Below are 13,555 nucleotides of genomic sequence, written 5' to 3' on the forward strand. Positions count from 1 at the left end.
AAAATATTTCAGGAATGTTTTTCTATTTGGATTGGAAATAATCAGCCGGATGTTTGCTGAGTACCATATAAACCATATTTTTGACCGTGATTGCGTCCCCGCTGATAAAGGATAAAAGCCGTTAATATAAGCAGCATGAGTTCCGCGACTGGACCCGCATACCATATTCCCACTTCGCCCATGAGTGGGGGTAAAATCAAAATGAGAGGCAAAACGAAAACGTAAGTTTTTGCAATTCCGAGAATGGCGGCACGTTTGGCATCGCCTATAGCCTGGAAAAATGTGCTGATCATCATGAGTGGTCCGGCCAAAAAATAGACCAGCGTCATCATGGGCAGGATACGTGCAACCTCTGTAATAATCTGTTTATCGCTGACAAATAAGGCTCCCAAAGAGTCTTTCAGTATTAACACGCCAAGCTGTAAAGCGAGGCAGTAACCGAACGCTACTGTTAAAGCGATATTGATACTGCTGTCGGACCGAGACCAGCTTTTAGCGCCAACATTATTGCCGATCAGAGTCTGAAATGCCTGGCTCAGCCCGAGAAGTGGCAGGAAGATAAAGGTCATAATACGGGTAGTGATCCCATAGGCTCCTACTGTCGCATCGTAGTTACTAACCCCCCAGGCCTGGATACTAAAAATTACAGCAATAGATGTGAGTGATACACCGATGTAACTTAAGCTGGATGGTAAGCCCAAAGATAGGTATCCAGGCCAAAAATCACGCCTGCTTGAGATCCGGATAATCTGTGTATCAATCACCGTGCGGCCATAATGGCGATAGCACGCCACTATCAAAAGGGCGATTGCCTGTGCAAGGGCAGTGCCATAAGCAGAGCCGGCCACCCCCATCTCCAAGTGCGCAATAAAAATATAATTGAAAATAATATTGAGCATTACCGACGCAAGGGAAACCATCGCCATTAGCGACAGTTGCCCTTCGCATCGCAAAGTATCGGAATTCACAGAACTGATAAACAGAGTTGGGGAAAGGAAGATTAATATCGTTAAATAGGTGTACCCCATCCCTGCTAGATCTGCTGAGCCATTGGCAACTAATAGTGTTAATTGTTTACCCCAAGCCACAAATAACAACATCAACACAGTGCAAACCACCAGAGCCAGTGTAATAGCTTGGGAAAATGCCTGCCTCGCTTTATCTTTTTCTCCCGCGCCGAGTAATCTGGCCAATACACTCGAATATCCGCTGGAGATTAATGAAGAAAGTGCTACCAGTAACATAAACATTGGGAATGTTAAGGTTACTGCGGCTAATGCTTCAGCTCCTACATATTTCCCCAGGAAATAGGCATCTAATAGGGTAAACGAGCCGTTTACCAGCATTATCAGAATAATAGGCGCAGCAGTCTTAAAGAAAACCGGCAGTAAGGCGCCATTAACAAAAATATTGTCGTGTTGATGAGTCATAGTAAGTTCACTTTACAAATTGCCGCTGTGCATCTCTGCGACCTCATTAAACTTACTCAATAAAAGTTGTTTGAGGTCCTCAGGCCAAAATTGAATGGCTTTTTCAAAGCCGACCTTGCTGTTTCTGTACAGTGCACGACTGGCCTCTTCGAAGCCTGGAGTATCTCCTGCAACTAACAGCATGAATCTATCGAGTTGATGCTGTTTTGTGGTGATTCTCTCCTCAAGCGAAACGTGCTTTTGTGCCTGCTCCACCAGCTTACGAAGAGTGGCAGAAGCACCGCCAGGCTGCTGACCCAGCCATTCCCAGTGACGGGGAAGCAGGGTAACCTCCTTGGGAATAACGCCTAACTTGGGGCGTCCACGTTTAGTTTTCGGGGCCGGTACATCCACCGATAAGGCTGCCAGTACTTCCTCGGTATCTCCGTGCCAATCCACCTCTATCCGTTTACAGCTATCGGCTTCAAAGACCATGGGCTCATGAGTTGTGCCCATACTCTTCACCCGGCGCACAATTACTTCCAATGTCCCCCGCGCAACAATCTGTTGCTGGTCGATAGCGATATAGTCAGTAGCCAAAGTATTTCTCTATATTTACCCGGGTTAAATATTTATGTCCGGGTAAATATAGTGCATTGATCACCATATGTACAAGGAATGTTTCTCTGCATGGCCTCTGCCTTTGATGTGACCCAATGGGGAAGGGCCTCCCAAGCTGAGGTTGACCGCTTTGCTCGCGCTTAATTTTTGTTTACATGTCAGTGATATACACGGTCTAGGAGCACTCCTATACTGCGGAAAAACCAACTGTTTAGGAGTGGACATGGCCAGGGCTTTAATCGGTGTTATCGGCGGTAGCGGTCTTTATGAGATGCAAGGGTTAACCGAGGTGGAGGAAGTCCAGATGGGGACCCCCTTTGGTGGCACCTCGGATGCAATTGCCTGCGGCAAGCTTCATGGTATTCCTGTTGCTTTCCTTGCCCGCCATGGACGCGGTCATCGGCTGATTCCCTCCCAGGTGCCCTATCAAGCCAATATCCACGCATTGCGCCAGTTGGGCGTACGCTATGTTCTTTCCCTTTCTGCCGTGGGCTCCCTCCAGGAAGAGGTGCGTCCACTGGATATGCTGATCCCGGATCAGTTTATCGATATGACCCGCAAACGGGAGAGTACTTTCTTTGGCGATGGTGCTGTAGCCCATGTTTCCATGGCTGATCCGGTATGCCCTGCTGTGGCGGATAGCCTGGCGCGGGCTTTTGCCAATACCCAGGGAGAAGAGCCGATCAGGTTGCATCGAGGTGGCAGTTATATCTGTATTGAAGGACCCCAGTTCTCTACCCGAGCTGAGTCGCACTGGTATCGCAGTATGAATGCTTCGGTGATCGGAATGACCAATATGCCGGAGGCAAAACTCGCCCGCGAAGCGCAGATGGCTTATGCAACTCTCGCCATGGCAACAGATTATGACTGTTGGCACCCTCGGGAAGAGGCGGTGACAGCGGACGTGGCTATCGCCAATTTGCAGCAAAATGCCGCCCGTGCTCAAAAGATTGCCGCAGAGGCAATCCGCTTGCTCGGTACTGAGCAACCTGAATCCGCCGCCCATACTGCATTGGCGAGCGGGTTGGTGACACCTGTCGATGCGATGCCAGAGGAAAAACAAGCTGTAATAAAGCCGCTACTTACGCCGACAGAAGCAGTGCCTGAAGAAATGGAGCACTGAGGGGAATGCACGAAACATTACCGTTACTGGAAATATCGGACTTCCCGGCGATTCGCCGTGAGGCTATTGAAACCCTGCAAATAAATATCGGTTATCGCTGCAACCAGAGTTGTGTGCACTGCCATGTGAATGCAGGTCCCAATCGTACCGAGATGATGTCGGACGACAATCTGGAGTTACTACTGGGCGTTATCAAGGCAAGGGGGGTGCGAACCCTGGATATCACTGGGGGTGCACCAGAGCTCCACAACGGGTTTCGGTCTTTGGTGAAAGCTGCACGGGCGCTGGGTGTGCATGTAATAGATCGCTGCAATCTCACGATACTATTTGAGCCAGGACAGCAGGATACAGCAGAGTTTCTCGCGCAGAACCATGTGGAAGTGGTTGCCTCTCTACCCTGCTACTCCATGGAAAATGTAGATAAGCAGCGAGGCAAAGGGGTTTTTGATAAAAGTATTGCCGGATTGCAGAAGCTAAATGCCTTGGGCTATGGCAAGTCGGAAACTGGCCTTCAGCTTAACCTGGTCTATAACCCCCAGGGTGCTTTTTTACCCCCGGAGCAGGAGGGCCTGGAGGCAGACTATCGACGAGAGTTGGCCGCGCATTTTGGAATTGAATTTAATCACCTCTTTGCTCTCGCCAATATGCCCATCAAACGCTTTGGCTCCATGCTGATTTCCAAAGGGCAGTTTAAAGACTATATGACGCTGCTTCGGGAGAGCTACTCTGCATCTAATCTTGAGGGCGTGATGTGTCGCAGTCTGGTGAGTGTTGACTGGCAGGGGAATTTATATGACTGCGACTTTAACCAGCAGTTGAATATACCAGTGCCAGGCCGATTGCATCTGCGTGATTTACTCGAAGCTGATCTTAAAGATTCGGCAGTTTGTGTGGCTGATCATTGCTATGGCTGTACTGCGGGGCAGGGCAGCAGTTGCGGTGGGGCACTGTAAGGGGATAGGGTTTAATAGCCGGAGGGCGGGAATGCCATGAGAAAAAAAATACTGCTGCTGGCGATTATCGTGATATTGGTGATTGCTTTTTACGCATTTGATTTACACCACTGGTTGAGCCTGGAAAAGCTGCAGGAAGGCGGTGAGCAGTTTCAGCAATGGAAAGCCTCATCGCCATTTCTGGTGAGCTTCCTGTTTCTAGTTTTTTACATTTTGGTAACCGGTTTATCCTTACCCGGTGCTGCGATTCTCACTATTGCCGCGGGTGCTATTTTTGGCTTGTTGTGGGGCACTGTCATTGTATCCTTCGCTTCCAGTATTGGAGCCACCCTGGCGTTTCTGATGGCCCGCTATTTATTTCGTGACTATGTTCAAGAGAAGTTTGCTGTACGCCTGCAGGTTGTAAATAACGGTATTGAGAGGGAGGGCGCCTTTTATCTTTTTGCTTTGCGTCTCGTACCAATCTTCCCATTTTTTCTGATCAATATTCTGATGGGATTAACCCACCTTCGAGTCTGGACATTTTATTGGGTGAGCCAATTAGGCATGCTGGCGGCTACGATTGTTTACGTTAATGCCGGCACACAACTCGCTCGTATAGACAATCTGAAGGATATCGCTTCTCCGCAATTGTTATTGTCTTTTGCCCTATTGGGTATATTCCCGCTATTGGCAAAATACTTCCTCAACTGGCTTAAACGTCGCCGTGAGGCCAAGTGAGTGACTCCAATGAGAAAACCCAAAAAGTTTGATCGCAATATCATTGTTATTGGTGCAGGCGCTGCGGGCTTGGTGAGTGCCTACATTTCTGCGGCGGTAAAAGCCAAGGTGACTTTGATCGAGTCGGGAAATATGGGCGGGGACTGCCTGAATACCGGCTGTGTGCCCAGTAAGGCGTTGATCAAATGTGCTCGTGTGGCACACTCCGCGCGCACTGCGAGTAATTTTGGTGTGCGCCTGCCGGAACCGGAGATTGATTTTCCCGGGGTGATGCGCCATGTGCGTGAATCTATCCAGCAGATTGAGCCTCACGATAGTGTGGAGCGTTACTCAGATCTCGGTGTGGAAGTAATAAAAGGGTACGCGCGATTAGTAGATCCCTGGACAGTCGATATCACGTTGCATAGTGGTGGTGAAAAGTCCCTACGGGGACGAGCCATTATTCTGGCCACCGGTGCTGAACCTACAGTGCCACCATTCCCCGGCCTCGACACGGTTAATTATCTGACTAGCGAAACACTCTGGGATAGGTTTGCTCAGTTGAATAAGGCACCGCATAGATTGGTATTACTGGGAGGTGGTGCCATCGGTTGTGAGTTGGCTCAGGCATTCACCCGCTTGGGGTCAAGAGTTACCTTGATAGAGCGAGATGAACGTTTGCTCCCCCAGGAGGACCACGAAGTGTCGCAAGCTGTTTCCCTGGCATTGGAATCTGAAGGAGTGTGTCTTCTCACTGGGCATGAGGCGGTCTCTTTTACTGGAAGTGAAGATCGCCGAGAGGGGGTATTAAACTTGCGTAATGCCGTGGGTGAAACACAGGTGACATTTGATGAAGTTATCCTGGCACTTGGCAGGCGTGCCAGGACTAAAGGGTTTGGATTGGAAAAACTGGACTTACTGCAAGATGGTAAATTGACAACGGATGCCTTCCTGCGCACTCGTTACCCCCATATTCTTGCAGCTGGGGATCTCGCGGGCCCATTTCAGTTTACCCATATGGCTTCGCACCAGGCCTGGTATGCAGCAGTGAATGGCCTTTTCGGCGATATCAAGAAATTTGCTGTGGATTATTCACTGGTACCTCGGGCAATCTTTATTGATCCAGAGGTGGCCAGCGTTGGGCTTAGTGAGCATGAGGCGGAGCAGTGTGCTATTGCCTATGAGGTAACTTGCTACAACCTTGATGATCTGGATCGCGCTATCGTGGATGGCGCGGCACGGGGTTTTATTAAAGTGCTTACAGTACCGGGTAAAGATAAAATACTGGGTGTTTCAATTGTTGGTGAGAATGCTGCGGAGCTTATAGCCGAGTTTGTGTTTGCTATGAAGCAGGGTTTTGGACTGAATAAAATCCTATCTACCATTCATATCTATCCGACTATGACTGAAGGCAATAAATTTGTTGCAGGAAACTGGAAACGAGCCCATGCGCCCAAGGGGTTGTTGCGTTGGCTCGAAGTGTTTCATCGTTGGAGACGGGGTTAGTGCAGTATTCTGTTGTAGTTCCGTTGTTGAATGAGCGGGAGCAACTGCCCGATTTAATTGTGCAGTTAAAAGAACTTAAGGCTTTTACCAGCTGTGAAATTATCCTGGTGGATGGTGGTAGCATTGATGGCAGTGTGGAAATTGCTACTGCTGAGGGGTTCCAGGTAATTACTTCCCCGCGCGGCCGAGCCTCGCAAATGAATGCAGGTGCAGCCATTGCCTGTGGGAACTGGCTGCTGTTTTTACACGCTGATACACGCCTGCCCCAGGGTGCATTGAGTGCGGTTGCATCGGCAGTGGCTCAGGGAGCAGAGTGGGGCCGCTTTAATATTCGTATTGAAGGGCGGAGTTTGTGGTTTCCCCTAATTTCCAACCTGATTAATTGGCGTTCACGTCTAAGTGGTATCGCCACTGGTGACCAGGCGATTTTTGTCCGGCGTACTCTTTTTGAAAAAATTGGCGGTTATGCCAGGCAGCCATTGATGGAGGATGTTGAGCTAAGTCGGCAGTTGTTAAAAATAAGCCGTCCCTATTGTCTCCATCAAAGAGTCTCAACCTCTGGGCGACGCTGGGAAAAATTTGGGGTGTTGCGCACGGTATTGCTGATGTGGCGCTTGCGTTTTGCTTATTGGCGCGGCGTGCCTGCAGATACCCTGGCTAGGCGCTATGAGTAGTCGTCTTTCGAGGAAGTTCCTGCGCCTTGTGGTGATGGCTAAGGCTCCACTGGCTGGTTATGCCAAGACCCGTCTTATTCCGGCACTGGGGGAGCAGGGAGCCGCGTCGCTTGCGGAGAAGTTGTTGCGCCATACCCTTGAAGAGTGTGTGAGAGCTGAGCTGGGACCCGTGGAGCTGCATGTGACACCTGATCCGTCCCACGCTTTTTGGCGGGGTTTCCCATTGCCTGCGGGAGTCACTGTTTATGGGCAGTCCCAAGGCAGCCTTGGTCAGCGCCTTTGGCATGCTACGGGAAACGCACGAGCATTGGGGCAGGGGCTTCTTTTGCTTGGTACCGACTGTCCGTCCCTTACCGCGCAGCGTTTGCGAGCTGCTGCAGAAGAGCTACAGGTGTCTGATGCGGTAATGTATCCGGCAAAAGATGGTGGCTATGCGTTATTAGGGCTCAAGGAAATACAGGTGCGGCTGTTTGAGGATATTCACTGGAGTACTGAGGTTGTTGCCCGGCAGACTCTGGATAGACTTTGGGAGTGTGGAATGAATTGCCAGCGCCTGGAGGCGCTGGCAGATATTGATGAGCCGGGAGATTTATCTTTTTTGCCAGAAGGTTGGCGGGACTTAATACGGCTGGGCTAGAGTGCCGGAGCTGCGCTAGCTTCGGCTTCTATTGCGCTGCCGTCAGCAAGAATTTCGCGATTTGCATCATTGGCTGCAGCCAGGCGTTGCTCCTCAATACGACTGCTCCAACTCAGCAGGGCCTGGTAATGGCGGATATTCTGCACATAGGTTACCGGCTCCCAGCCACGTGCGTAGCCATGTTTGGTGGTCTTGTAATACTGACGCTTGGCCAGCAGAGGCAAATGGTCGCGCACATCGGGCCACAGATCCGGGTTGCCGCCCATACGTTCGGTGAGGACGCGGGCGTCCTCAAGGTGGCCGTAGCCCACGTTATAGGCTGCTAGTGCCATCCAGGTTCTGTCGGGCTCACGAATGCGCTCAGGCAGTTTATTGCGAATTTGTACTATATAGCGCGCACCTCCCTCAATGCTCTCCTCGGGATTGAGCCGGTTAACACCGAGGTCTTTGGCGGTATTCAGAGTAAGCATCATCAGGCCACGGACTCCGGTACGGGAGCGCGCGCGTGGGTTCCAGTAGGACTCCTGGTAACTGAGCGCCGCCAACAAGTGCCAGTCCAGATCATACTGGTCTGCCACTTTCTGCATCGCTCCACGCCACTTTGGTAAACGCTCTTGGCTGCGCTTGGCAAATGCCTGGGCGCCACCGACATTCAGGTCGCTGACATGGCCAAAAAACTCTTCGCGCAGCTGCGCAATCATGCCATTGGTGTTGGCGCGCAACATAAACAGGCGGGCACTCTGGTAGAGGCTGTCATCGTCGCTTTTAGGGAAAGCCCAGGAGACCGGTTGGAACTGAGTGAGATTGAAAGCAACAGCGGTGTTTGGATAAAGGCCGCGGTGTACCGCATAAGCATTGGAGTCCACTACTGCGTAGCTGTACTTGCCCTGTTGTACCATCTCTACCAGCTCCATTGCATCCACATCAGACACTTCTTCCCAATCTAACAGTGGGTAGCGCTGGGAGAGTTTTTTCAGTTCCTCCGCGTGGGCACTGCCGGCGATTACGGCGACAGTCTTGCCCTCCAGGTCGCTGGTCTTTCGTGGGCGCTGCTCACCAACACGATAAATAACCTGCTGGCGGATTTCGAAGTAGGAGGGGGTAAAGCGTACCTGTTCACGGCGCTCCGGAGTGACGGTAAGGCCAGCGGCAGCGAAGTGTGCACCCTCTTCCGGGTCACGCAGGCGCTCAAACATTTCGTCTAGATCGTGAACGTCGCGAATTACCAGCTTGACGCCGAGCTCTTCGGCAAAGGCCCGCAGCATTCCATATTCAAAGCCAGTGGGATTACCGGATGCATCTTCGTAATATGTAGTGGGGCCATTTTGTGACAGCACAACCAGCTCACCAGAGGCCTTGATCCGCTCAAGAGTACTCGGTGCTTTGCTGGCAACTAACAGGGAGGCGCAGCATGACATGGCCAGCCCTTTTAACAGGCGGCGGACATAGCGCAGCACGCGGCTTTTCATCATCATAGGCTGTCCCCTCTAGCTCGTCCGTTAGTTTTATTGCTGTTATGCCTAAGGCCCGGTGAAGTTCGGTTCGCCAGGGCTTTTATGGCCAAAGCTGGCACAGTCCGCCAATTTTACATTATCCGGCGTCAATCTGCCCAATTTGGCATTTGGACACTGTGATCTATGCGCTTGAAAACCCTGCCGGACTTTTGTAGGAGTTTTCTTTCGCCTCTTGTTTAGGAGGTTTTAAGCAATAAGTTTGCTCGCCTTTTGAACATATTGATTGCTAATTGGTTCATGTATATGCAAGTGGTCGGCGGGTGTGTTGGACTGGCGATGCTTCAGGTACAATTGCGCCTCTCAAATTTTCGGGGCCTTGTGCGATCCTTCTTTTGCACATTTTTTCTCATTCAGACAAGAGGCAACCTCCCGCAATGCTAGTTCTGCGTGGTGCTCCCGCACTGTCGAAATTCCGCCATAAAAAACTGCTCAATCAACTGCGCGCGCTGCAACCGACCATAGACGACCTCTACGCTGAGTTCGTGCACTTTGCAGATAGCGACTCACTGGATAACAAGGAGATGGCGCTGCTTGAGCGGCTGCTCCAATATGGTCCGACTGAGGAACAGCATGAGCCCAAAGGAGAGCTGATCCTGGTGGCGCCTCGTCCGGGTACTATTTCCCCCTGGTCTTCCAAGGCCACGGATATTGCCCACAATACTGGACTGACAAAAATCCATCGCCTGGAGCGGGGAATTGCCTACTACCTTACTGGCGTGGAATTAACTGACGCTGAACGCCAGGCTCTGGCTTCACAGCTGCACGATCGCATGGTTGAGGTGGTGTTTTCCGGCTTTGAGCAAGCGGAGCAGCTGTTCGTCGAAGAAGAACCGCGCCCATTGCGCGGAGTGGATATCCTCGAGGGCGGCCGCGAGGCGCTTGAGGATGCCAACGTTACCTTGGGCCTGGCTCTTGCCGAAGATGAAATTGATTATCTGCTCACCAGTTTCCAAGAACTGGAGCGTAATCCGACTGATGTAGAGTTGATGATGTTCGCCCAGGCGAATTCCGAGCATTGCCGCCACAAGATCTTTAATGCCTCCTGGACTATCGACGGCGAAGAGATGCCGCATTCCCTGTTTGGCATGATCAAGAATACCTATCGTAAAGGAGGTGACAATGTATTGTCTGCCTATGCCGATAATGCCGCAGTTGTGGCGGGCAATGTAGCCGGTCGTTTCTACCCCGATCCGGAAAGCAAGGAATATAGCTTCAGTAATGAAGCTATCCATATGCTGATGAAGGTGGAGACCCATAACCACCCTACAGCGATCGCACCTTTCCCCGGTGCCGGTACCGGTGCCGGTGGTGAAATTCGTGATGAGGGTGCGGTGGGTCGCGGATCCAAGCCGAAAGTCGGTCTGACCGGCTTTACTGTTTCCAACCTACAGATTCCCGGCTGGGAGCAGCCTTGGGAGTCCAATTACGGCAAACCCGAGCGTATCGTGACCGCCCTGGATATTATGATTGAGGGTCCCATCGGCGGTGCGGCATTTAACAACGAATTTGGTCGCCCAAATATCTGTGGTTACTTCCGTACTTTCGAAGAGAATTTTGACGGCGAGCGCCGCGGCTATCACAAGCCGATTATGCTGGCTGGTGGCTATGGCAATATCCGCGAAGAGCATGTGGAGAAGCCCGAATTTTCCCCTGGGGCCAAACTGGTAGTGCTGGGTGGCCCGGCCATGCTGATTGGACTTGGTGGAGGTGCCGCTTCCAGTATGGCCAGCGGCTCCAGCTCTGAAGATCTGGATTTCGCTTCGGTACAGCGCCAGAACCCGGAAATCGAGCGTCGCTGCCAGGAGGTTATCGACCAGTGCTGGCAGCTGGGTGAGAGTAATCCCATTGCTTTTATCCACGATGTGGGGGCGGGTGGTTTGTCCAACGCTTTCCCCGAACTGGTGAAAGATGGCGGTACCGGCGGCAATTTTGAATTGCGCAATGTGCCCTGCGATGAGCCGGGTATGAGCCCGCTGGAAATCTGGTGTAACGAATCCCAGGAGCGCTATGTACTGGCGGTTATGCCGGAAGACCTGGAGCGCTTTGAGCAAATCTGTGAGCGCGAGCGCGCGCCTTACGCCGTTGTTGGTGAGGCCACCGAAGACAAACACCTGCTCTTAAATGACAAGCAGTTCGATTCCAAGCCGGTGGATCTGCCGATGTCGGTACTGTTCGGCAAGCCGCCGCGCATGCACCGCGAGGCAGAAACTCGCCAGGTGGAAACCAAGGCGTTTTCCACTGCCGATATCGATCTGAATGAAGCGGCTGAGCGGGTGCTGCGCCTGCCTACAGTGGCTAGCAAGAGCTTCCTGATCACTATCGGTGACCGCACTGTAACCGGCCAGGTTTCCCGCGATCAGATGGTCGGACCCTGGCAGGTGCCGGTGGCCGATTGCGCGGTAACTACCGTTGCCTATGACAGCTACGCCGGTGAAGCCATGTCTATGGGTGAGCGCACTCCGGTGGCATTGCTGGATGCGCCGGCCTCGGGCCGCCTGGCCGTGGGTGAGGCAATTACCAATATCGCCTGTACCCCAGTGAAGCAACTGTCCGATATCAAACTCTCCGCCAACTGGATGTGTGCTGCGGGCCATCCGGGTGAAGAGGAAAAACTCTATCGCACCGTGGAGGCGGTGGGTATGGAGCTGTGTCCCGAGTTGGGCATTACCATCCCGGTGGGCAAGGACTCCATGTCTATGCGTACTGCCTGGGAGGAAGAGGGCGAGCAGAAAGCGGTTACCGCACCGCTGTCTCTGGTAATTTCTGCCTTTACTCCGGTAACTGATGTCCGCAAGGCAGTGACACCGCAGCTGCGCACCGATAAAGGTGAGAGTGAGTTACTGTTTATCGATCTGGGTGCCGGCAAAAATCGCTTGGGCGGTTCCTGTCTGGCGCAGGTCTACAACGAGCTGGGTGACAAGCCCGCAGACCTGGATGATGCCAAGAAGCTGAAAGGTTTCTTCGAGGTGGTACAGCAGGCTCTGAATGAAGACCTGATCATGGCCTACCACGACCGCGCCGACGGCGGTCTGTTTACAACCCTGGCGGAAATGGGCTTTGCCGGCCGCGTGGGTATGGATGTGGAAATCTACGAATTGGGTGAAGACCCGATTGCGGCGCTGTTCAGTGAAGAGCTGGGTGCGGTATTGCAGGTTCCCGCCTGTGAAGCGGATATGCTGGTACAGCGCTTTGCCGCTGTGGGTGTACCCACCCACAAGATCGGTTACCTGAACAATAACGAACACCTGTGCATCACCAATAACGGTGTTGAAATCTTCAAGCGCTCCCGTGCTGAATTGCAGCAGATCTGGTCGGAAACCAGCTTCCGCATCCAATCCCTGCGCGATAACGCCGAGTGTGCCGAGCAGGAATTTGCTGTAATCGCCAAAGAAGACCCGGGCCTGACAGTAAACCTCACTTTCGATATCAACGACGATATCAGCGCACCCTATATCGCTAAAGGTGTTCGCCCGAAAGTTGCTGTACTGCGAGAGCAGGGCGTGAATAGCCAGGTGGAAATGGCGCACTCTTTCCACCGCGCTGGCTTTAACGCTGTCGACGTACATATGAGTGACATCCTGTCTGGTCGTGTCGCTTTGGATGAGTTCAAGGGTTTGGTGGGCTGTGGTGGCTTCTCTTACGGCGACGTACTAGGTGCTGGTGAGGGGTGGGCTAAAACCATCCTGTTTAACGATCGTGCCCGCGATCAGTTTGAGGGCTTCTTCAATCGCAACGATACCTTCGGCTTGGGGGTGTGTAACGGTTGCCAGATGTTCTCAGTGATCAAAGAGCTGATTCCAGGTGCGGATCACTGGCCGCGCTTTGTGCGAAACCTCTCTGAGCAGTATGAAGCGCGCTTCGCACTGGTGGGCATTGAAGACTCACCTTCCGTGTTGTTTAAAGGTATGGCGGGTACTTACATGCCGGTTGCCGTTGCTCACGGTGAGGGGCGCGTGGAGTTTGCCGACCAGCAGGCGCTGGAGAAGTGTGAAGCTTCCGGTACTATCGCGATGCGCTACCTGAATAACAAAGGGGAAATCACCCAAACTTACCCGGCCAATCCCAACGGATCGGTCAATGGTATTACCTCCCTGAGTTCTGAGGATGGCCGCGTGACTATTATGATGCCGCACCCCGAGCGTGTTGCCCGAGCTGTCAGCAACAGCTGGCATCCAGATGAGTGGAAAGAAGATTCCGGCTGGATGCGCTTGTTCCGCAATGCGCGGGTGTTTGTCGACTAAGTCAGATCTTCTGTCGGTGGTACTTTTCGGATGGGTGGAAATCCCAAGGTGCCCCGATGTTTGTCGTGGCGACATTGTCGTTGTCGCCACGATTTCCCTCCTAGGCTTTCACAGTTTTTAAATGTCCATGGCGCCTAATCCGCCATGCCAGAAGATGACTTGATATTTCCTGCTACAC

Annotated in this window: 10 protein-coding genes; 7 read left to right on the forward strand and 3 right to left on the reverse strand. The window is 52.3% G+C overall.

The features are described 5' to 3' along the window. Positions 1-41 precede the first annotated feature (41 nt). Positions 42-1,430, reverse strand: coding sequence for an MATE family efflux transporter (locus tag ABWV76_RS12235; RefSeq protein ID WP_020412685.1), 1,389 nt, complete (start codon positions 1,428-1,430; stop codon positions 42-44). Between the two features lie 12 nt (positions 1,431-1,442). Then, positions 1,443-2,009: a DUF2239 family protein gene (locus ABWV76_RS12240; protein WP_020412686.1), complete on the reverse strand. Its 567-nt coding sequence runs from the start codon at positions 2,007-2,009 to the stop codon at positions 1,443-1,445. Between the two features lie 244 nt (positions 2,010-2,253). On the opposite strand from ABWV76_RS12240, the gene mtnP reads away from it, so the two are divergent. The 6 genes from mtnP to ABWV76_RS12270 are packed head-to-tail and all read left to right on the forward strand — an operon-like array spanning position 2,254 to position 7,622. Next, positions 2,254-3,153, forward strand: a complete 900-nt coding sequence (mtnP, locus tag ABWV76_RS12245; RefSeq protein WP_282952696.1) for an S-methyl-5'-thioadenosine phosphorylase — start codon at positions 2,254-2,256, stop codon at positions 3,151-3,153. A gap of 5 nt (positions 3,154-3,158) precedes the next feature. Beyond that, on the forward strand, positions 3,159-4,106 hold the full coding sequence (gene arsS / locus ABWV76_RS12250) for an arsenosugar biosynthesis radical SAM (seleno)protein ArsS (protein WP_353376066.1): 948 nt from the start codon (positions 3,159-3,161) through the stop codon (positions 4,104-4,106). A gap of 36 nt (positions 4,107-4,142) precedes the next feature. Beyond that, positions 4,143-4,826 carry a TVP38/TMEM64 family protein gene (locus ABWV76_RS12255; RefSeq protein ID WP_020412689.1) on the forward strand — a complete coding sequence of 228 codons (684 nt, stop codon included), beginning with the start codon at positions 4,143-4,145 and terminating at the stop codon, positions 4,824-4,826. A gap of 9 nt (positions 4,827-4,835) precedes the next feature. After that, positions 4,836-6,311, forward strand: a complete 1,476-nt coding sequence (locus ABWV76_RS12260) for a dihydrolipoyl dehydrogenase family protein (RefSeq protein WP_353376067.1) — start codon at positions 4,836-4,838, stop codon at positions 6,309-6,311. Continuing rightward, positions 6,311-6,985, forward strand: a complete 675-nt coding sequence (locus ABWV76_RS12265) for a TIGR04283 family arsenosugar biosynthesis glycosyltransferase (protein ID WP_020412691.1) — start codon at positions 6,311-6,313, stop codon at positions 6,983-6,985. The genes ABWV76_RS12260 and ABWV76_RS12265 overlap by 1 nt, the downstream gene beginning before the upstream one ends. After that, positions 6,978-7,622: a TIGR04282 family arsenosugar biosynthesis glycosyltransferase gene (locus ABWV76_RS12270; protein WP_026305009.1), complete on the forward strand. Its 645-nt coding sequence runs from the start codon at positions 6,978-6,980 to the stop codon at positions 7,620-7,622. The genes ABWV76_RS12265 and ABWV76_RS12270 overlap by 8 nt, the downstream gene beginning before the upstream one ends. On the opposite strand, the gene mltF is transcribed toward ABWV76_RS12270, so the two are convergent. After that, entirely contained in the window at positions 7,619-9,097 is a 1,479-nt protein-coding gene (gene mltF / locus ABWV76_RS12275; RefSeq protein ID WP_353376068.1) for a membrane-bound lytic murein transglycosylase MltF, read from the reverse strand. The genes ABWV76_RS12270 and mltF overlap by 4 nt on opposite strands. 413 nt (positions 9,098-9,510) lie before the next feature. On the opposite strand from mltF, the gene purL reads away from it, so the two are divergent. Next, entirely contained in the window at positions 9,511-13,377 is a 3,867-nt protein-coding gene (gene purL / locus ABWV76_RS12280) for a phosphoribosylformylglycinamidine synthase (RefSeq protein ID WP_353376069.1), read from the forward strand. The last annotated feature ends 178 nt before the right edge of the window (positions 13,378-13,555 follow it).

It is taken from the genome of Microbulbifer sp. NBRC 101763, assembly GCF_040371615.1.
In the GTDB taxonomy this organism is placed as follows: domain Bacteria; phylum Pseudomonadota; class Gammaproteobacteria; order Pseudomonadales; family Cellvibrionaceae; genus Microbulbifer; species Microbulbifer variabilis.